This window comes from Phenylobacterium sp. (genome assembly GCF_036495085.1).
In the GTDB taxonomy this organism is placed as follows: domain Bacteria; phylum Pseudomonadota; class Alphaproteobacteria; order Caulobacterales; family Caulobacteraceae; genus Phenylobacterium.
The window spans coordinates 53,397-72,462 of record NZ_DASXNL010000096.1; the positions used below are offsets into that span (position 1 = coordinate 53,397).

General features: G+C 65.7%; 18 protein-coding genes. 7 read left to right on the plus strand and 11 right to left on the minus strand.

What is annotated here, in order from left to right; all coding sequences use genetic code 11:
* Positions 1–22: 22 nt before the first annotated feature.
* Together VGI62_RS11250 and VGI62_RS11255 are read left to right on the plus strand one after the other, a co-directional pair.
* On the plus strand, positions 23–202 hold the full coding sequence (locus tag VGI62_RS11250; protein WP_331504577.1) for a hypothetical protein: 180 nt from the start codon (positions 23–25) through the stop codon (positions 200–202).
* Positions 203–421: 219 nt separating this feature from the next.
* On the plus strand, positions 422–1,531 hold the full coding sequence (locus VGI62_RS11255) for a lipase family protein (RefSeq protein ID WP_331504578.1): 1,110 nt from the start codon (positions 422–424) through the stop codon (positions 1,529–1,531).
* A 12-nt stretch (positions 1,532–1,543) separates the two neighbouring features.
* On the opposite strand, the gene VGI62_RS11260 is transcribed toward VGI62_RS11255, so the two are convergent.
* The 5 genes from VGI62_RS11260 to VGI62_RS11280 all read right to left on the minus strand — a co-directional run bounded on the left by VGI62_RS11260 (position 1,544) and on the right by VGI62_RS11280 (position 6,530).
* Entirely contained in the window at positions 1,544–2,491 is a 948-nt protein-coding gene (locus VGI62_RS11260) for a carbohydrate kinase family protein (protein ID WP_331504579.1), read from the minus strand.
* A 65-nt stretch (positions 2,492–2,556) separates the two neighbouring features.
* Entirely contained in the window at positions 2,557–3,741 is a 1,185-nt protein-coding gene (locus tag VGI62_RS11265; protein ID WP_331504580.1) for a hypothetical protein, read from the minus strand.
* Positions 3,742–3,803: 62 nt separating this feature from the next.
* A complete protein-coding gene (locus VGI62_RS11270) occupies positions 3,804–4,565 on the minus strand; it encodes an SDR family NAD(P)-dependent oxidoreductase (protein ID WP_331504581.1) in 762 nt (253 codons plus the stop codon).
* A 154-nt stretch (positions 4,566–4,719) separates the two neighbouring features.
* Positions 4,720–5,703 carry a transketolase family protein gene (locus VGI62_RS11275; protein ID WP_331504582.1) on the minus strand — a complete coding sequence of 328 codons (984 nt, stop codon included), beginning with the start codon at positions 5,701–5,703 and terminating at the stop codon, positions 4,720–4,722.
* Positions 5,700–6,530, minus strand: a complete 831-nt coding sequence (locus tag VGI62_RS11280; protein WP_331504583.1) for a transketolase — start codon at positions 6,528–6,530, stop codon at positions 5,700–5,702. Before VGI62_RS11280 ends, VGI62_RS11275 begins: the two co-directional genes overlap by 4 nt.
* Before the next feature lie 252 nt (positions 6,531–6,782).
* Between VGI62_RS11280 and VGI62_RS11285 the strand changes: the two genes are divergently transcribed.
* On the plus strand, positions 6,783–7,436 hold the full coding sequence (locus VGI62_RS11285) for a TetR/AcrR family transcriptional regulator (protein WP_331504584.1): 654 nt from the start codon (positions 6,783–6,785) through the stop codon (positions 7,434–7,436).
* Here VGI62_RS11285 and VGI62_RS11290 read toward each other — a convergent pair.
* The 6 genes from VGI62_RS11290 to VGI62_RS11315 form a co-directional block, all read right to left on the minus strand.
* A complete protein-coding gene (locus tag VGI62_RS11290) occupies positions 7,433–8,107 on the minus strand; it encodes a class II aldolase/adducin family protein (RefSeq protein WP_331504585.1) in 675 nt (224 codons plus the stop codon). The two genes, VGI62_RS11285 and VGI62_RS11290, sit on opposite strands and share 4 nt — an antisense overlap.
* Before the next feature lie 123 nt (positions 8,108–8,230).
* The gene (locus VGI62_RS11295; protein WP_331504586.1) at positions 8,231–8,863 is read right to left on the minus strand and encodes a glutathione S-transferase family protein; all 633 of its coding nucleotides are present in this window, start codon (positions 8,861–8,863) and stop codon (positions 8,231–8,233) included.
* Between the two features lie 9 nt (positions 8,864–8,872).
* On the minus strand, positions 8,873–10,126 hold the full coding sequence (locus VGI62_RS11300) for an aminotransferase class III-fold pyridoxal phosphate-dependent enzyme (RefSeq protein WP_331504587.1): 1,254 nt from the start codon (positions 10,124–10,126) through the stop codon (positions 8,873–8,875).
* A 68-nt stretch (positions 10,127–10,194) separates the two neighbouring features.
* A complete protein-coding gene (locus VGI62_RS11305; RefSeq protein ID WP_331504588.1) occupies positions 10,195–11,004 on the minus strand; it encodes a ThuA domain-containing protein in 810 nt (269 codons plus the stop codon).
* Positions 11,005–11,319: 315 nt separating this feature from the next.
* Positions 11,320–11,904, minus strand: a complete 585-nt coding sequence (locus VGI62_RS11310) for a TetR/AcrR family transcriptional regulator (protein ID WP_331504589.1) — start codon at positions 11,902–11,904, stop codon at positions 11,320–11,322.
* 299 nt (positions 11,905–12,203) lie between these two features.
* Positions 12,204–14,549, minus strand: coding sequence for a TonB-dependent receptor (locus tag VGI62_RS11315; RefSeq protein ID WP_331504590.1), 2,346 nt, complete (start codon positions 14,547–14,549; stop codon positions 12,204–12,206).
* Positions 14,550–15,207: 658 nt separating this feature from the next.
* Between VGI62_RS11315 and VGI62_RS11320 the strand changes: the two genes are divergently transcribed.
* The 4 genes from VGI62_RS11320 to VGI62_RS11335 form a co-directional block, all read left to right on the plus strand.
* Positions 15,208–16,971: a chloride channel protein gene (locus tag VGI62_RS11320; RefSeq protein WP_331504591.1), complete on the plus strand. Its 1,764-nt coding sequence runs from the start codon at positions 15,208–15,210 to the stop codon at positions 16,969–16,971.
* Between the two features lie 138 nt (positions 16,972–17,109).
* On the plus strand, positions 17,110–18,054 hold the full coding sequence (locus VGI62_RS11325; protein WP_331504592.1) for an alpha/beta hydrolase: 945 nt from the start codon (positions 17,110–17,112) through the stop codon (positions 18,052–18,054).
* 99 nt (positions 18,055–18,153) lie between these two features.
* Positions 18,154–18,528 (plus strand): hypothetical protein, encoded by a 375-nt coding sequence (locus VGI62_RS11330; RefSeq protein ID WP_331504593.1) that lies wholly within the window; start codon positions 18,154–18,156, stop codon positions 18,526–18,528.
* A gap of 16 nt (positions 18,529–18,544) precedes the next feature.
* On the plus strand, positions 18,545–19,066 hold a 522-nt coding region (locus tag VGI62_RS11335; protein WP_331504594.1), incomplete at its 3' end, for a transposase.

Here is a 19,066-nt window from a genome sequence, read left to right on the forward strand (position 1 = left end):
GAACGCGCTGCCGTAAGGTCCCATGAAAGCTGCTGTGCTGAACGCCTTCGGCGAGGCGCTGAAGATTGAGACCCTGCCTTACGGCCTGATCGACCTCCGGCAATTCGATCTGGCCGAATTCGCGCTGGACGACGCCAACGACGCCGTCGCCTACGCCGCGGCCAACTCCGGTCCGCGTGAGCTTACGGTCCTTCGGCCCTGAACACAGGCATGACCTCGATGGCCTCGCTGGGCCAGCAGCTTAAGGCCCCGCGGGGCGCGCCCTTCACGACAAGGGTCGCTAATTCCCCGACTTCTGGCGACGAAACCGAACCGACGTCCGGCCCAATATTCCGCTATGTTCGCCGAACACCGGTGGGCATCGGACCGCCGACCCTTGGACTGAGCAGCGGCTGAAAATCGATCCTGAAATGGGCTCGAAATGACCGACGAGGACTACCAAACGCTGCTGGTCGCTGTGGCTGACCGCCGCCATTTGGCGGAGACCAACGTCCAATCGTCCCTCTGGCAGAATTACTACCGCAAGTACTTTGAGGGCGTTGAAGCGTTGCAGACCATTAAGCCTTCATTGGCGGAGGTGCTCGACGACTTGGCGCGCGTCTCGGAAGCCCGCGGACTATCGACCACGACGGCGTCGGCCTTGCGCGTGCTGCGCGAGCTTCTCGGACGGCCAAACTGGAACTCCGACGCGCAGGAGCCGGCGAAAGCCTATGCGCTGTCTTGCTTTGCCGAGCTCTCCTATCTGCATCTCAGTCGATATGATGTCGAAGGCTCCGACCGGTATGACTTCATTCCGAGTGAGTCACTTTTCGAGCTGCTCAACGCCAGCCCGCGCATTTCAGTCGATCTCGAGCAATTGTTTGCCGCCGTTGATCCTGAGATCCGGATTCTTGTCCTTGAGCGACAGCTCCTCACCTTTGTCGCGATGTGCCGAGGCGACCTGGCGATCATCGCTGTGCGCGGCACGGCGAAAGCTTCCGAATGGCTCACGAACCTCAACGCAGAGAGGCTCGGGACAACTGAGCCGCAGTATCACCCCGGGTTCCTGATGGAGGCATGGGATGGCATGCTCGAGCTTAGAACCAAGCTCAGGGCAGCCCTCGTGCGGCCCAATCTCTACTTCACCGGCCACTCCCTCGGCGGCGCAATCGCTGCGATCCTCGCGCCCCGAATGGGCGGCCGGACCGCTTATGTGTTCGGGTCACCGCGGTTCGGAAACGCCCAGGCTGTCGAACGCGCCGAGCCCTATGCCTATGTGCGCCCGAACGATCTCGTGCCCCACCTTCCGTGGGATCGTCTGGGGTATGCCGACGCAGCGTCGAGGCTCCACGTCGTCGGATCTGGAGCCCCCGTGCAGGCCTCAGCGTTCAAATCGCTCAAAGACTGGTTGGTCCCAGGCGGCCGGCCGTTCGCCGTGCAGCACGACATCAAGGGTTATCGTCATCACCTCGCAATGGCCGCCGACGCACGTTCGCCGGAGCTTGCGTTCCTAGAACTCCGCCAAGCCTATGCGCGTCCGCTGAAGGTCTGAGCCCGGTCGGACTCAGCTGGCTTGGGGCGCCGGGGCGTGCGTAGCCATCGCCGCCACGGTTTCGTCGAAGCCTTCGATCCCGCCCAGCGTCCCGCAGCCCTCGGCGACGAGACCTGCGGTCATGCCGGCGAAGCGGAGCGCCTCCAGCGGGGCCCAGTCGCGCGCCAGGGCTGCGATGAATCCGGCGCAGAACGAGTCGCCGCAGCTCGTCGTGTCCTTCGGCGTCACGTCGAAGGCGGGCACGACGCTGTGCCGGCCGTCGATCCATACCAAGGCGCCGTTACGGCCATTCTTGATCACGCAGGCCTTGGCTCCCATCGCGAGAAACCTGCTCGCGGCCGCTGCCAAGTCATCCGTACCGGTTAGAACCATCGCTTCGGCGGCGCTCGGCATGAAGTAGTCGATGAACGGAGCCAAGCGTTCGATTTCCGCGGCGGCGGACGCCCTCGGGCCGATCAGATCGCACGTCACGATCGCCCCGCCCTCCTTCGCCGCGCGAAGGAACGCCTCGCCCGGACCCCCGTCGGTGGTTAGCCCGCCAACACCGGCGTAGTGGACGAAACGTGCCGATCGGGCCGCGGCGAAGACGTCCTCGTTGATCGGCGGCGAAACCCCGGCCCCCATCATGTGGTAGCTCGAGCGGCGGCCATCCGCGGGGACGGTCAGCAAAGTGGTCGACGTCTTCAGCCCCGCGTGGGTCTGCAGCAGCGAAACGTCAACGCCGACCCTTTCCAGCCCGACACGAACAAAGGCGCCGTTCATGTCGTCGCCGATGGAGCCGGCCAGCTTGACCGCCACGCCGAGCTTCGCGGCGACCAGGGCCGCGCCGGCCGCGGTTCCTGCCGGCGCACAGACGATGCTTTCGACCAGCTGCGCGCGCTCGGTATGCGTCAACGCCTCGATGGGTCTTCCCACGATGTCGAGCGTGGTGAGCCCGATTGCGAGGAGTCCCGAGTTCATGGCCGCGCCCTGTTCATCAGCGAATACTATAAAAATCTACCATCCAATGGGGACCGCGCCGGCCGCTAAGTCGCAAGCGCCTCGCGGGGCGCGCGCCGTCCGAGAAGGCGCGCCATGATGTAGGCGGCGCCCGCGGCCAGGAACAGGCACGCCGAAACTCGGAACGCTTGGTCGCTGCTCTTCGAGCTGACCCAGAACGAGGCCACCAATGGGCCCAGGCTCCAACCGATCAGCGTGATCGGCGTGATCACCAGCGCCACCCGCCGCGTCGGTTCGATGCGGATCAGCCACGCGACCTGGAACGGCCCCAGCGCGAGGAGGAACAGGCCGAAGGCGCAGGCCAGGGCGACGTACAGCGGCCCGGAGGCCGCAAGCGGAAACGCGAACGCCATCGAGGCTTGCAGCGCGACCCCGCCAAGTAGCGCCAGGGCGGAGGGAATACGCCAGGCGATGCCCACCACCACGAACGCGCCGGCCACCTGGAAAATCAGGTTCCCCGACGTCCCCAGGCCGACCATCCGCTGATCGAAGCCGTGCAACGTCGCAAGCTCCGCGAGGTATTCCATCGCCGCCCCGATGCCGGCGGTCTGCAGTGTGATCGCCGCCAGCACGAAGCCGATCTCTGCGGTCCAGACCCACTTCGGCGCTGCGGTCCTTTCGGCTTTGACGCCGGCTGCGCGCGGCAGCAGCGGGGCCAACGCCACGCCGATGAAAGCCAGCGCGGCCAGGATGACGAACGAGGCGTTCGAGCCCCACCGTGGCATCAGGTAGATCGGCAGGGCGAGCGCGGCCAACGCCTGCGGAATGGTTTGCGCGGCCAGGAACACCCCGTTGATCCGGTCCGGCGACCGGGTCCGGGTCAGGATCACGATCGTACAACCCAGCAGCGCGCCTTCGAGCGCGCCGGCGGCGAACCGCAAACCGAACAGACTTGCCGCGTCGTGGGCATAGCAGCAGGCGAGATTCGTCAGGCCGAGCAGGACCGAGAGCACGGCGGCCTTCATCCGCATTCCGCCGGTCCGGAACGCTATGGCCCCGACGGCGGAGGCGCCGGCGATCGCGAGCACTTCGACCGTGGCCAGGCGACCGAGCAGCGCATCGGTGATCCGATGCTCCGCGACCAGCGCGGCAAGCAGGATCGGCTGGATGCCCAGCACCATCAGCGCGGCGGTGCCGACCCACATAGCGGTCGAAATCGCTGCGACGCCATCCTGGCCGACGACGGAATTCTCAGGCGCGGCGGCTACCATGGCCCTCTCGACTTCTTTTCTCGCCGATGTGCGGCTGGCGGATCGGCCGGGCCTGCGGCGGCTCAGACACGGCGGGTGAGCGTGCCATCGACGACGACGTTGGCCCCGGTGGTGAACTTGGACCTGGGGCTGGCGAGGAATGCGACTGTGGCCGCCACCTCTTCAGCGGTTCCCATGCGGCCGGTAGGATTGGCCTTCAGAGACTGGTCGAAATAGGCCGGCGCGCGCGTCTTGACGCCATCCCAGAAGCCGCCCTCGACGAAGATGTTGCCGGGAGAGACGAGGTTCGCCCTCACCCCTGCGCCGGCCATCTCGACCGCGAGCCCCTTGGCGTAGTGATTCAACGCCGCCTTGAGCGCTCCGTAGGGTGATGGCTGCGTCGCCTCCAGCGCCGAAATCGACGAGATCATGATGAATGAAGCGTCCTGCGCCGCCCCAGCCCGCACCAGGTGCGGACGGCAAGCATCGAACAGACGGATCGAGCCCAGCAAGTCGAGCTCGAACACCGAACGCCAATCCTTTTCGGTATTCTGAAACACCATGGCGCTGGGGTTCGAGACCGCCACGTCGACGCCCCCGAGCGCCTCCGCCGCGTCGGCCACCCAACGCCCGAGCGCCTCGCCGTCTTTCACGTCGGTCGCTCGGCCCCAGGCCTTGACGCCCTGGTCGGCCAGGCTGTCGACCAGCCCCGCCACGGCCGCCGGATCGCGAGAGCAGACGCCGAGGTTCATGCCCTCCGCCGCAAGCGCTCGGGCAACCGCCAGGCCGATGCCCTTGGTCGCGCCGGTGACGAGCGCCACCCGACCGGCGAGCCCGAGATCCATCTGCTTCCCCCATCAGCCATCTCGAGCCGCAGGCCGAGTCATCCGAGCGGCACTTCGATATTAATTGAGTTCTGGAGGCGCCCCATTTGCTTGTCAACCGTCGCCGACGTCGCATGGCAGGCTGCCTGCCGGTCGCGCATTTCGCCCGACCCGGTTAGTTCGCCAACCCCTTGACCGCCCGGTAGAGATCGCCCGCCGTGAGGCCGTACTTGCCGAACAGGTAAGGCGTGCTGCCGCCCTCTGCGAAGACATCGTTCACGCCGACCATGGCGAACCTGGGCGTTGATCCGGAAAGCGCGATCACCTCGGCGACCGCCGACCCGAGGCCGCCGATCGTGGAGTGGTTCTCATAGGTGACCACCATCTTGTGCGACCTGGCCAGGCGCGCGACGAGGGCGGAATCGAGCGGCTTGATCGAGGCCATGTTGACCACCGTGGCCGACAGGTTCTCGCGCTCCAGCATCTCCGCTGCTTCGAGCGCATGCCCGACCATCGCCCCGCTGGTGACCACCGCGACGTCCGCGCCTTCGCGCATGATGGTCCCGCGCCCGAGTTCGAATTGCTGCAACGGCGTCGTCTCGTCCGGCGCTCCCTTGGATAGGCTCAGGCGCAGGTAGACCGGCCCGTCAAAAGCAAGGGCGGCCGCGACCGCCGCTCCAACCTGCTCGGGGCCCGAGGGCTCGATCACGGCCATGTTCGGCAGGGCGCGCATGAGGGCGATGTCGTCGATCGCCTGATGCGAAACGCCGAGCTCGGTCGTCAGCCCAGGAATGAAGCCAACGAGCTTCACCGGCAGCTTCGGGTAGGCCACCTGCATCGCCACCTGGTCGTACACCCGGCGGGTGATGAAAACGCAGAAGCTGTGCGCGAACGGGATGTCGCCTGCGCGAGCCATGCCGCCGGCGACGCCGACCATGTTCGCTTCCTGGATCCCGACCATGAAGAACCGCTCGGGCAGGGTGTCGCGGAAGTAAGTGGTCTGCGTCGGCTGGCTGAGGTCCGCTCCCAGACAGACGATCCGCGGATCGACTTCGGCCGCCGCCAGCAGCGCCTTGCCGTAGGAGCGTGCGCCGGCAGTCGCTTCAGCGTAGCGGATGTCACGGAAACCGCCCATGCCATCGGGGATCGTCAAGGTCATTGGGCGGCCTCCAGATCAGCCAGCGCCCGGCGGGCTTCTTCGGGCTTCAGATAGGCGACGTGGGCCATCTGGCCCTCCAGGAACGGAACGCCCGCGCCGGGCGTGGTCCTTGCGACGATGGCGGTCGGCGCGCCCTTGGTCTCCCGCGCGACATCGAGGGCGCGAGCGATCTCGCCGACCGAATTGCCGTCGACCTCCAGTGTGCGCCAGCCGAACGCTGCGAACTTCGGGGCGATCGGGTCCATGCGCACGACCTTGTCGGTGTGGCCCTCGACCTGGAGGTAGTTGCGGTCGACGATCAGACACAGATTGTCCAGCTGGAACGAGGCCGCCGAGAGGACGGCTTCCCAGAGCTGCCCTTCCTGCAGCTCGCCATCACCCAGGACCACATAGACGCGGCTATCCAGGCCCTGCCGCCTCAGGCTGAGCGCCATGCCGACCCCGACAGAGAGACCCTGTCCAAGCGAGCCGCAGGTCGCCTCGACCAAGGGACCTACCCGTTCCGAGGCGTTCACCTCGAAGGCAGAGCCGTCCTGGGTGTAGCTCTCGAGCGCGCTCTCAGGGATCAGCCCCCGCTCGGCGAAGGTTGAATATAGCAGCGCGGTGTTGTGCGCGGTGGAGAGGATGAACCGGTCGCGGCCCGGCCAGCTCGCGTTCGCCGCGTCGAGCCGCAACTCGCGGAAGAACAGCGTGGCGAAGATGTCCGCCGCGCCGAGGCCCTGCAGCAGGTATCCGACCTTTATTCGCTCGACCACCGTCACGACGCGCCTACGGATCGAACGGGCGCGCCGCTCGACCTCCGCCAAGTCGTCTGAGTTCGTGTCCAACTGCATCCTCCGTGGCCCGGCGCTTGGCGGGCCGGCGCGCGAAACTCAGGCCTCCACTCGGGCCTAATACGATTTTTATCCGATTTTTCCGGGGCGTGGCAAGGCGCACATCGATCGTCAGGCCGCGCGGACGCCGAGGAGGAGCTGCGCCACCACCGAAGCCGCCGCGGCCGCTCCGGTTGACGAGGTTTTTGCCTCGATATAATACTGTTTAATAGCATTGGAGATCGTGGTTGCAACGGTCATTCGCCCATGCCGAGTAAGGCCCAGCCAGCCTCCCCTTCCATCGAGCTCGAAACCAAGACCCACCCTTCTCAGGACCGCTCGCGCGCGACGTTCGACGCCATCATCCGCGTCTCCGGCGAGATCCTGGCTGAGCGCGGCATCGACGGCTTCAGCATCAACGCCGTGGTGCAGCGGGCTGGCTTGAGCCCGCCGGCGGTCTACCGCTACTTCCCCAACAAGTACGCGATCCTCAAGGAACTGGGCGAACGGCTGATGGCCGCGCAGGACGCGCTGGCGATCGCCTACATCGACCGTCGCGGCTCAGCGCCACTCAGCGAGACCGCCCTGATCGAGGGTGGCCACAGTCTGCTAAGGCAGCTCGTCCAGGTGACCGCGGCGTTTCCCGGCAGCATTGCGGTGCTGCGAGCGATGCGGGCCTCGCCGATCCTGCGCGAGGTCCGGCTCGCGTCAGCGCGGATGGTGGCAGCGCGCCACAACGAGCTTTTGGCGCTCAGCTATCCGCACGCGGACAAGGAACGGATCCAGTCGGTGTCGTGGATCCTGTCCGAGCTTGGCAACAGCGTCACCGAACTGCTGATCGAAAGCAGCGATGAGGAGCGGGACCGTCTGACCCGCGACTGCGCGATCATGTTCGCCAGACTGCAGACGTCGCTTGTCTAGGGTCGGCGCGGACTGACCGCCTTTGGTCGTTCGGCGCCGCCGTAGTTGCTCGGACGCGACCGGGCGAAAAACTCCGCCCATTGGGCTTCGCTGAGCACGTCGGGCTCGCCGAGTTGGCACGTCAGCACGTACTGCCGGCACATGATCTCGAGCCGGTGGGCCAGGTCGACGGCTGAGTTCAGGCTGCGCGCGCGACAGATCATGCCGTGATTGGCGAGCAGGCAGGCGGTGCGCCCGCGTAGCGCCGCGGCGGCGTTTGCCGCCAGCTCTGGGCCGCCATAGGTCGTGTACGGGACGCACGGCACGTCGCCACCGCCGAACACGCCGATCAGGTAATGGAAGCCGGGCAGCGGCTTGTTCTGACAGGCGACCGCGACGCAGTAATCGGAATGGGTGTGCACGACGGCGTTCGCATCCGGATGATCCCGGTAGATCGCCGCATGCATCATCCACTCCGACGAAGGCGCATGCTCGCCGCTCCATTCGCCGTCGAGCCCGACGTAAACAACGTTTTCGGGCGAGATCGTCTTCGCGGAGGCCCCAGTGGGCGAGATCAGCATGCCCTCGCCGAACCGTCGGCTGATATTGCCGGAGGCGAGCTCGTTCAGCTTCAGGCTGTCGGCGCGTTGATATTGGGCGACCAGTTCGGCGCGCCCGGCGGCTTCGTCCATCATCTGCTATCTCCCAGAGCCGGTCGCAATTCAGCCGTCTCCCGCGGCGCGATCACCGCAGCACGCCTACCCTTATCGCCAACGGCGATCGCCGTCGCTGGACGCCACCGGCGAGCCAGACCGTCAACGGCGCGTGGCGGCGGCGGATGGCCGCTCGGCGACGCGATCGAACCAGGCCGAAATCCAGCTCAGGCCGTTTGTCATTGGGCGTCCCACCCGCTCTTTGTTGAAGTCCAGGAAGCAGAAGAGGACGATGTCCGCCAGAGTGAAGGTCTCCCCGACCACATAGGGTTGCTCGCTGACCTGCGCCTCCAGCCACTCCAAGCCTTCCCGTGCGATCTCGAAGAGGTCGTCCGACGCCTGGGGAATGCAGTGCACCCTGGGCTGGAAGAACGGTAGCGCCGGACCGTAGCGAAAGCCGCCGGTGAAGGGCTGCACGACCTTGAGGTCGATGCGACGCACCCACATCCGGGTCTTCGCCCGCGCCGCGGCGGTCTCGCCGATCAGGCTTGATGGGCCGCTCAGCTCCTCGAGGTGCTCGCAGATGACCGTGGCTTCGGCGAGCACCGAGCCGTCTGGGCGCCGGAGCGCCGGGGTGTCCCCCGATGGGTTCAGATCGCGATATGGCGGGCGCCGGTTCTCACCCGCGCCGATGTCGACCTCGGTCTCGGCGAGCGTCAGGCCCCGCTCGGCGGCGTACATGCGCGCCACCCGCGGGTTGGGGCCCACCGAGACGAACAGCTCATAACCTTCCATGGCGGCGCCTTACGCACTCATCAGGGCGGTGAGGCGCGTATTGGGCTGCAGCGGCCCCGCCGCCGCCAGCGCCGCCAACGCCTCGTCGGCGGCCTCCAGCGTCAGCTGAACGTCATTCATGGTCAGCGCGTCCGAGATGAACATGTTGTGGAACGGATGCATGTAGAAGCCGCGCGACACCATCTCGGCGCACCAGCGGTAGCCCTTGCGCAGGTCGGGGTCGTCGTCGAACAGGAACATCGGCATGGTGACCGGGCCGCTCTGGCGCAGGCCGGCGGCGTGCTTGTCCGACAGCGCAGCCATGCCGGTGCGCAGCGCCCCGCCGAGCGCCTTGATGTTCTCGAGGTAGGGCGTGGTCATGATCCGGTCGAGGGTCACCAGCGAGGCGGCCATCGGGCCCGACTGGAACCAGAACGAGCCGGTCGCCCGGATCCGCGCCGCCGCCTTGCGGCACTTGTCCGAGCCAACCACGGCCGACAGGGGATGTCCGTTGGCGATGCACTTGCCCCAGGACGAGATGTCGGGCTCGACGCCGACGACCGACCAACTGCAGTCGCGGGCGAGCTTGAAGCCGGCGCGCACGTCGTCGACCACCAGCAGGGCGCCGGTCTTGTCACAGAGCTCCCGGGCGCGCCGGGCGTAGGCCGCGTCCGGTTCGGCCTGGTCGATGAACACATCATGCTTGAACGGTGTCGCGAAGATCGCCGCGAGGTCGTCGCCAGCCTCGGCGACTGCGCGCTCAAGAGAGTCCACGTCGTTGTACGTGCACGAGATACGCCCGGCCCGCTCGCCAGCCGTGGTGCCGGGCGTGGAGGCGCACCAGGCCGCGGCGCCGTGGTAGGCTCCCTCGGCGATGATGATCTTGTCCCGCTTGGTGTGGGCGCGTGCGATCACTGCGCCGAGCGTCGTCGCGTCGGTGCCGTTCTTCACGAAGATCGCCCAATCGGCGTGGGTGATGATGCCCGTGAACCGCTCGCCCAGCTCCACCATGACCTCGGAGACGCCGGTCAAGGTGTCGGTCTTCCGCATCTGCTTGACGAAGGCGTCGTTGATCGCCTCGTCGCCGTAACCGAACAGGTTGAGGCCGAAGGCGCACATGTAGTCGACGTACACCTTGCCATCGACGTCGGTCATCCGCACGCCCTTGGCGTCGGTGAAGAACTGCGGATAGTTCTCCGGCATGGATCTGGTGGACAGGTGTCCGTAGATCCCTTGCGGGAACACCTTCAGGGCTCGCGCCTTCAGCGCGTCTTGACGGCTCATTCCAATACCTCGGCGATTGATTTCAATTTCGAAGGCCGGTCACGCCGTGGCGGCGCCCGCGCCCGGAATCAGACCTGCGGGTGACACTGTGAGATCGCCCACTTGATCGAGTTCTGCAGCAGCTGCCGGTAGTTCGTGTTGGCGAAGGCGGTGGGCCCATGCCCGGCCTGGAGGTAGACCAGTGGGCTGTTGCGGGCCATCTTGGTCCATCCGACGATGTCGGAGCCGGGCCGCCGGGACCAACCCTCGTTGGAGCTCATCTTGCCTTTTACGGCGCGCGCCAGGGAATAGAAGTTCTCACTCACCGCCGGATAGCTCGAGCGCAGCAGCGGATTGATCGAGTCTTCAAAGACGTCGAATAGATAAACTTCGTCCTCGATCTCGAACTTTTTCGGCATCCCCTCAAAGATCGGATGCGCCGCATCGACGGCGCTGAGTTCGTAGGTGACATTCTGCCGGTAGCCGCCGTCGGGCAGGTGTTCGCCGCGGACGACATCGGGGAAGTGGATCAGCTTCCCCCCAAGCAGTTCGGCATATTCGGGCCATGAGGGCCAACCGCCGATGGCGTGGTGGAGCGCGACGATCGGAATGCCGCGATCGAGCAGTTCAAGGAAGCCTCTTTTGAAGTCTTCGGGGGGGTCGACGTGGTAGTCAGGCCCCTCGGCGGGGCTGCCGCCGGGCATGTCGTAGAAGACGATCGCATCGACATCCGACACGCCGGCCGGATTCAGCACCTTCGGCGCGACCGGGTGTTCGACGATGAACGGCTCGGCCTCCGGGAAGGCGTCGAACATGCCCATGAACGCGTCACGCTGGTAAGGATGGCCGTGGGCCACGACCATCACGCGCGGACGGCGCTTGTAGTTCAAAAAACGCACGGCTTCCCCTCCTGGCGCCCGGCTGGACGCGCCCCGCTCCCACGCCGGTGCGCCAGCGGCGCTCCGACTCTCTCGCCAATAACCGACAGTTATCGAATAAACCGCTGATCGCACCACGCGTCAAGACGAGCAGTCGGCCCTCTTGCCGCAGCTATTCGCCGCGTCCGACCTCGCTTGGCAGGGCGTATTATGGACGGCCGGCGTCGGTAGCCGGAAGCCGTCGCGAGATCCAGCGCCGCCGCATGCGCCACAGATCAGAAGTCGAATAAAATCGATGTCTGGCGATTGTCGATCGCCGGACACCTCGGCTTGCGTCTAGCCCTGCCCCGGCGCACGCAGCGGGATGGCCGGGGGCAGGAACGTCTCGCAATACGCGATCCCCGCCAGCTCCGACTCCCGCGCGAACTCCGGCGTGATGCGCCCATGGCGGGCGTACGAGGTCATCCAGATGCCGTCATAGATGCCGATGAGCGAGGCGAACTTGGTGTCGCCGTCTTCGACGTAGGGCATGTCGAAGATCTTGTTCATCCGATGGTACGTCGTGGCCGACGCGGCTTCGACGTTCTTCACATCCAGGACGCGGACGTCGTGGACGACGTTGGCCCCGAAGAACAGCTTAAGCATCACGGCGTGGGCGTTGTAGAACTTGACCGCGCGGGAGTGTTCGATCGTTACGAGATCGTGCCATCGGCGCAGCCGTCGGCGATCGATCGGCTCGATGATGCAGTCGCGAAGTCTTTCGAGATATCGTTCCGCGAGCGCGACGAAGGCCGCCTCCTTGGTCGGAAACAGGTGGTAGACGGACGCCGGCGGGACCTCAGCGGCGGCCGCGATGTCGTAGAGGCCGACTTCGGTGGCCTCTTTGCCGGCCAGCAACGCGTCGGCTGCGTTAAGCAGCATCTCGAATCTTAGGCGGGAGCGCTGCTGTGAGGGCCTGCGCGGCTCCGAGGGCCCTATCGTCGCGCCCGCGGTCGCCGGTGTTCTCGCCATCGCCCCCTCACTCGCCCCCGAGCCCATGAAAGTCGCCCGCTGACTGCGCGGGCGCCTGGTCGGCAACGCTTTGGCTCAGCACCAAGCTACGCAGGCCGAGACGCCGAGACTGACAGAGTCCGGCGGAAGAAGCGACCTCACGCCGTAGGCCGCGCACCCCGCAGCCGACCGCGCCAGGCCGGCGCAGACGCGCCGACCTGGCATGGCCGTCAATAGTGGTAGGCCAACGACACCCCGTACGTCGCCGGCGGTCCTTCGACAGGCTCAAGGAAGCCGAACGGCACGGAAATGTCAGACGACGTCAGTTGATACTGCTTGTTTAAGATGTTGCGCGCGTAGAGGCCAACCTCCCAGTTCTGCCGGCTCGCGTACGTGACGTTGAGATTGTGGAGCCAGTAGCCGTCTTGCTGAACGTACGGGTCGTTAGTGGTGTCGAACCAGGAATGGCTGCGGTAGTTCGCGTTCCAGCGGAAGTCGAGGTTGTCCCCGTTGGCCAGGTCCATGCGGTAGTCGACAATGCCCGTGAAGCTGAACTTCGGCGCGTTGGCGAGTTCCTTGCCGGAGAGGTCCACGCCACCGGCGAAAACCGGCAGGCCGGCGTCATCCAGCCTTGTGCGCAGGATCGCCGGAGCCAAATCGATGGTCAGCCCCTTGAAGGGCGCCGCCGTGATCTGGAACTCAGCGCCTTCGGTGTGCGCCCGCTTGGCGTTCGTCAGGAGGAGGGTGGAGCCTTCGATGGTGCCGCCGTTGCCGTCCTGCAGTAGTTGAGGAACGGAGGCGAAAATCTGCTCGTCGCGGTAGGCGTTGTAGAAGACAGCCGCGTTGAAGATCAGCCGGTGATCGAACAACGTCGCCTTCTCGCCGATCTCGTAGGAGGTCACCTTCTCCGGCTTCACCGGCTCCAACTGCAACAGCGCCTGCTCCTCGACGTTGCTGAGGAAGCTGCCGTTGAAGCCGCCGCTCTTGAACCCGCTTGCGATGCTCCCGTACACCTGGGTGCCGTTGCTGATGTGGTAGGCCAGCGCCGCCCGATAGGTGAAATTCGACGCCGACTCCAACTCATGCGCATTGATGAAGTCCTGCAGCGGCCCGTAGTTTCCAAGGCCGCCATCCTGGAACTGCGTCGACCCGGCGTAGTCGAACGTCTTCCGCTCCCAGGTGTAGCGGCCGCCCAGCGTCAGGGTGAAATCGTGGAAGTTGTAGTCGCCCTGGCCGAAGACCGCGGCGGAGTCGGTGATCTGGGTGCTGAAGTCGTAGGACTTCTGCGCAATTCCGTCGAAGGCGCCCGGCCCCGCCGGGATACCAAAGCCGCCGAACAGATCACCATCAGTGAACAAGAAGAGCGGCTGATCCTGCTTTAGATTTTCGTGCAGGTAGTAGAAACCCGCGACCCAGTTGAAATCCTTCTCGTTCTGCGCGGCGCGGAACTCCTGAGTGTAAGTGTTTGACTTCACGCCATATGTGGCTTGGATCAGGTTGTTGGGGCTCGCGTCCGTTTCTTCTGGATGATACTTGTCGTCATATTGCCAGGAGCTGATCGAGGTCAGCACGATCGGCCCGGCCTGGTAGTCGGCGCGGAACTGAGTGATCGCCGCCAGGTTGGTCAGGTCCTCCATGCGGTTGTAGGAGCCCTTCCAGTATGGGGGCGTGCCGTAACCGAACAGGTCGACGCAGCCACCGGCGTGGGCCTGCTCGGGGGTGCACATCACCGAATCGGCGGAGTTTTCGGTGCCCGGGACATAGGTGCCGATGTGTCCGTACGGCTGCGGGTGGTTGCGCACGTAGCCGATCGTCGAGTTGAGGTAGAGCGTCAGCTTGTCATCCGGCTTGTATTGCAGTTGCAGCCGGATCGCCTCGTTGTTGACGTTGTCGAACGGCCCGCTGATCAGCGCGTTGGTGGTGTAGCCGTCGGAATGGTTCACCACCACCGCAACACGCCCGGTGAGCGACTCGGCGATCGGCCCGCCCATCGCGCCCTGGATCTGCAGGGTGTTGTAGTTGCCGTACTCGGCGCTCAGGTCGGCAGTGAACGATTCCGTGGGCCGCTTCGAGGTGAATACCAGCGCCCCGCCGCTGGTGTTGCGGCCATAGAGCGTGCCCTGCGGCCCCTTCAACACCTGGACCTGTGAGATGTCGAACATCGAGAAGTTCTGGGCGCCCGGGGCGCTGATGTAGACGTCGTCGACGTAGATGCCGTTCGGCCCGGCGTTGTTGGTGTCGAAGTCGTTCAGGCCGATCCCGCGGATGGTGATCAGCGGCTGGTTGCCGGCCCCGATGGGGCTGAGGATCGAGACGTTGGGCGTGATCTGTCCCAGGTCCTGGGTGCTCTTGATGCCGGTTGCCGCCATCTGATCACCGGAGATCGCCTGCACCGAAACGGGCACCTCCTGGATGTTCTGGGCGCGACGCTGCGCGGTGACCACCACTTCGCCCACGACCGGCGCCTGCGCCTCCGCCGTTTCAGCACGAGCTGCATGGGTCGCCATCAGCAGCGCCCCGGTTCCAGCGGCCGCAAGCATCGCGGATCGAGCCGCGCGCCGTCTCACTTCAACCATCTCGGTTCCCCCTTGTTGGCGAGCGCATTCCGATCCCTAACGGATTCGGTACTGGGCTCTCCCAAATCGACGCAGGAATAAGGATTCAATCGGCGCCGCTGACAAGTAGGAAATCCGCGCCACGACAACGTCATTACGATTTGTGTTGGGTATGATACGGCTTACCGCGTGGCGTCGCTGAAACAAACACTAATGAATTCCGCAATATTCGTCGACGAGGCGCGTTGCTCGGCACTCTAAACCCGTGGAAAATCGAACTTCGTGGCGGATCGAACGTTCGGGCCGTCTCGCGACGCCGCGGGCAGTTTCGCCGGTGAGGTGTCGTGAACTTTAGGTACTATTAAATACCTAAACCGCGCGATTGAAGTCCCGCGTCATTTCCACGCATCGAACGGATCCAGGTGCGGCTTGGATAGACCGGGCTACGGCTGGATGAGTGACCTGGCCGTTACGGACGTTGAGGCTCCGCCCGAGGCGCCGATCCTGGCGGAGCACATCCAGGCCGAGGTCGGCAAGCGCCGGACCAAACGGCGTCGTCGCGGGGAGGATCGACCTCCCGGTCCAGTGAGCTCCTGCTGGCCACCCCACTGGTCGTGCTCGTCGCCTTGGCCTTAGTCTTCGCGAGTGGGGATTCGGGCGCTACGGAGACGATTTCGCGATGACGTCCGCTTCGATTCGTCCCCGCCTCTCCACGCGCCCGGTCGCCTGGCTGCGCGGTCGGTTCCGGTCCAGTGAGGCCTGGTTCATTGCGCTCGCCATTGTCGTCGGAACGGTCGCAGGCCTGCTGTCGGTCGTGCAGAGCACGCTCGCCCATGGCCTGCAGGTGGTGCTGTTTGGCCTGACCTTCGACGATCGCCTGAGCGCCGCTGTAGCAATTTCGCCGTGGCGTCTGGCGTGGTTGCCTTTCGGTGGCCTGTTGCTGGGAGGCCTTGGTCAGCTGTTGGGGCGGCTCAGGACCCAACCCGTGGTCGACGTTGTCGAAGCTAACGCGCTGCACGGCGGCCGCATGTCACTGCGCGGCAGCCTGGTGATCTGCGTTCAGACCCTGATCTCCAACGGATTTGGAGCCTCGGTGGGACTTGAAGCGGCCTATGCCCAGGCCGGCGGAGGCGTCGCCTCCGCCCTGGGACGCCGCCTCCGGCTGCGCCGCAGCGACCTCAGGACCCTGGTCGGAGCCGGCGCGGGGGCCGCGATAGGCGCCGCCTTTGGCGCGCCCCTTACTGGAGCCTTCTACGCCTTCGAGATCGTCATCGGGTCCTATGCGCCGTCGATGATCGCGCCGGTGGCGGCCGCGGCCCTGGCCGCTGTCCTCGCCGCCCGCGGTCTGGGTTCCGCGCCCTATTCGATCAATATCGCGGTGTTCCATTCCCCCGACGCCGCCGACTTCATCCTCTACGCCGGACTGGGCGGGCTCTGCGCCGCTCTGGGCGTCGCTCTCATGCTGTTGGTGGCCCGGGGCGAAACGCTTGTCCGCCGCCTGCCCGTTCCTGCCTGGCTGCGGCCCCTCGCCGGCGGCGGGGTTCTGGCGCTGCTGGCGTTCCTCTCACCCCAGACGCTCTCGTCGGGCCACGGCGCGCTGCACGCCGATCTCTCGGGCGGCGTCACCCTCAAGCTCCTGCTGTTCGTCCTGCTCCTGAAAGCCGCGGCCTCCATCATCTCCCTCGCGAGCGGCTTCCGAGGCGGCCTCTTTTTCGCATCCCTGTTCCTTGGATCCTTGATCGGTCAGATCTACGCGCGGTTTGCCGCCCTCATCGCCATCCCCATTTTTCTTCAGCCGGAAAACGCCGCCCTGGTCGGCATGGGAGCCTTCGCCACCGCGGTGGTCGGTGGTCCGCTGACCATGTCTTTCCTGGTCCTGGAGACGACACGGGACTTTGGCGTCGCGGCGGCCACCCTCGCCGCCTCATTGGTGGCCAGCAGCATCGTGCGTGAACGGTTCGGCTACTCGTTTTCAACTTGGCGGCTGCACCTGCGCGGCGAGACGATCCGCTCCGCCCGTGACGTGGGGTGGGTGCGCACGCTTACCGCCGGCCGGATGATGCGCACGGACGTGCCGACGCTGTCGGCGAGCGCGACGCTCGCCGAGTTCCGCCGACGTTTCCCCTTGGGAGCGGCGACGCGCGTTGTCCTGATTGACGACACCGAGCGCTATGCCGGGATCCTGGTGACCGCGAGCGCATATGCCGACGACCTCGCTGATGGCGATAGCGTCGGGTCGCTTGCCGTCAACCGCGAGGTGACCCTGACGCCGGAGATGAACATCGAGCAGGTTATGCAAACCTTCGACACCAGCGAGACGGAAGACCTGCCGGTCGTCGACGATCAGGGTCGGGTTCTGGGGCTGCTGGCCGAGGTTTATGTCGTGCGACGCTTCGCGAAGGAGTTGGAGACGGTGCAGCAAGGCCTTTTCGGAGAGACCTGAGGGATAAGCAGCTTTGGCGCGCCCAAGGAGCGGCCGGTGTGCGAGGCGGAGCTCGGGCAATTGAAGTACGGTTTGGAACCTGATCGTTTGGGACATGGCTATTCGAGTTCCGTGGTTCGGAACCGTTGGAGGGGCGGGATGAAGAAGCTTATCCTTGGGGCCGCTGCGGCGGTGCTGTCTGCCGGCCCCGTCATGGGCATGGAGCGGGAGGTCACCGTAGACGGCGGAAAGGCGCCGCTATTCGGCTCGCTGCTCATTCCGGAAGGCGCACGACCTGGACCAGCGGTGCTTCTGATCGCCGGCTCGGGTCCGACCGATCGCGACGGCAATTCGACCATTCCGAACGTCAGGCCTGCCAACCTGAAGCTGATAGCTGAGGGTCTCGCGACCGCGGGCGTCCCCAGCCTACGCTACGACAAGCGAGCCATCGCCAAGAGCGCGCCGGCGGCGCCGAGCGAGGCCGACATGCGTTTCACCACAGGCGTCGACGACGCCTTGCTGTTCGCGCGCTTCCTGAAGACCCAGCCCGGGGTCACATGTGTCATGCTTCTGGGCCACTCGGAAGGTGCTCTAGTCGCCGCCCTGGCGGCGCAGAAGATCGACACCTGCGGCGTCATCGCGGTCTCAGGGGCGGGCCGGCCACTTGGCGTGGTCATCCGGGAGCAACTCGCCGCACAGAACCTTCCTGCGCCGCTCCCGGCCCAGATCGAGGCGGCCCTGACCGAGCTGGAACATGGCCGGCAGGTTCCTAACATACCGGGGCTGGAAGCGCTGTTTCGTCCCAGCGTCCAACCTTACCTCATCTCCGTATTGACCATCGACCCGGCCGGAGCGCTTAAGGCGGTCAAGGCTCCGGTCCTGATTCTCCAGGGCGACAACGATTTGCAAGTGACGGTGCAGGACGCTCGCCTATTGGCGACGGCGAGACCCGACGCCAAGCTCGTCGTTTTGCCGGGCGCCAACCACGTCCTGAAGACCGCGCCCACTGATCGCGCTGGGAATTATGAAACCTATGCCGATCCAACCCGTCCGCTGGCGCCGGGCGTAATGCAGGCCATCCTGGCGTTTGTGGAGGCCCACTGAGCAGCACTCGCGCCGGGTGGTTTACGCACTGGACGTAAGCCGCTGTAATTCGGAATCCAGAATTAGCCCGAGTCCGGCTTTCGCGCGTTGAAGGCTGTCATGAGCAAAATCCCCTTCGCCCCCGGCGCCATCGCCCTGACGCTCATTGCGTCGTGCGCGATGGCCGCCGAACCCTCGAAAGAGATCGCCGCGGCTTTCGGAAACACAGTGATGTCTGTCTACCCCGATGGCCGCTCCCAGAAGATCTGGATGCAGCCGGACGGGACCTGGACGGGTCACAGCCGCCGCGGCAACCCGCTCGCCGGCAAGTGGACGGCGAAAGGCGAGCAGGTGTGCCTCCACCAGACCCATCCGTTCCTGCCTGGCAGCTTCTGCCAGACCTTTCCTTCCGATCCGGCGAAGGGCATCGACTCCAAAGATCTCACGGGCGCCCCCATCCACCTGAAGCTGGTCAAGGGGCATGTAGAGAAATAGCCAGGCCGCGCAGGCCATGGCCCGGCTCGCCCGGCTGCACGCCCGCATCGCCCATATCCGCCGCGACGCCCCCCACAAGGCCACCACCCGGCCGGCCAGGAGCTGGCGGCGGATCGGCGTGGAGGACCTCCACGTCCGCGGCCTGGCGGCCAACCTGCGCCTGGCGCGGGTGATCCTGGACGGCGGCTTCCACGCGTTCCGCCGCCGGCTCGACTACAAGGCGCGGCGGTCCGGCGCGGCCGTCGTCGTCGCCAACCGATGGTTTCCCTCGAGCAAGACCTGTGCCTGCTGCGGCTCGGTCAACGCCGGGGTGGCGGTGTCGCAGCGGATCTTCACAAGCGACACCTGCGGCTATGCGGCCGATCGCGACCTCAACGCCGCGCGAAATCTCGAACGACCGGCCGCAAGCTCTGCGGTGACAGCCTGTGGAGAGGAACGCTCCGGCGCGGGACGAAAGCCTCGCGTGAAACGGTCCCCGGCGAAGCAGGCGCCGGACAGCAAGGCCGCGGTGTCGCTTGAAATAGCGACGAGCGGATCG

What these genes read in the sequence shown, in the direction of transcription:
- VGI62_RS11250 (WP_331504577.1), top strand. Translation starts at nt 23, where the DNA reads ATGAAAGCTGCTGTGCTGAACGCCTTCGGCGAGGCGCTGAAGATTGAG.
- VGI62_RS11255 (WP_331504578.1), top strand. Translation starts at nt 422, where the DNA reads ATGACCGACGAGGACTACCAAACGCTGCTGGTCGCTGTGGCTGACCGC.
- VGI62_RS11260 (WP_331504579.1), bottom strand. Translation starts at nt 2,491, where the DNA reads ATGAACTCGGGACTCCTCGCAATCGGGCTCACCACGCTCGACATCGTG.
- VGI62_RS11265 (WP_331504580.1), bottom strand. Translation starts at nt 3,741, where the DNA reads ATGGTAGCCGCCGCGCCTGAGAATTCCGTCGTCGGCCAGGATGGCGTC.
- VGI62_RS11270 (WP_331504581.1), bottom strand. Translation starts at nt 4,565, where the DNA reads ATGGATCTCGGGCTCGCCGGTCGGGTGGCGCTCGTCACCGGCGCGACC.
- VGI62_RS11275 (WP_331504582.1), bottom strand. Translation starts at nt 5,703, where the DNA reads ATGACCTTGACGATCCCCGATGGCATGGGCGGTTTCCGTGACATCCGC.
- VGI62_RS11285 (WP_331504584.1), top strand. Translation starts at nt 6,783, where the DNA reads ATGCCGAGTAAGGCCCAGCCAGCCTCCCCTTCCATCGAGCTCGAAACC.
- VGI62_RS11290 (WP_331504585.1), bottom strand. Translation starts at nt 8,107, where the DNA reads ATGGACGAAGCCGCCGGGCGCGCCGAACTGGTCGCCCAATATCAACGC.
- VGI62_RS11295 (WP_331504586.1), bottom strand. Translation starts at nt 8,863, where the DNA reads ATGGAAGGTTATGAGCTGTTCGTCTCGGTGGGCCCCAACCCGCGGGTG.
- VGI62_RS11300 (WP_331504587.1), bottom strand. Translation starts at nt 10,126, where the DNA reads ATGAGCCGTCAAGACGCGCTGAAGGCGCGAGCCCTGAAGGTGTTCCCG.
- VGI62_RS11310 (WP_331504589.1), bottom strand. Translation starts at nt 11,904, where the DNA reads ATGCTGCTTAACGCAGCCGACGCGTTGCTGGCCGGCAAAGAGGCCACC.
- VGI62_RS11315 (WP_331504590.1), bottom strand. Translation starts at nt 14,549, where the DNA reads ATGGTTGAAGTGAGACGGCGCGCGGCTCGATCCGCGATGCTTGCGGCC.
- VGI62_RS11320 (WP_331504591.1), top strand. Translation starts at nt 15,208, where the DNA reads ATGACGTCCGCTTCGATTCGTCCCCGCCTCTCCACGCGCCCGGTCGCC.
- VGI62_RS11325 (WP_331504592.1), top strand. Translation starts at nt 17,110, where the DNA reads ATGAAGAAGCTTATCCTTGGGGCCGCTGCGGCGGTGCTGTCTGCCGGC.
- VGI62_RS11330 (WP_331504593.1), top strand. Translation starts at nt 18,154, where the DNA reads ATGAGCAAAATCCCCTTCGCCCCCGGCGCCATCGCCCTGACGCTCATT.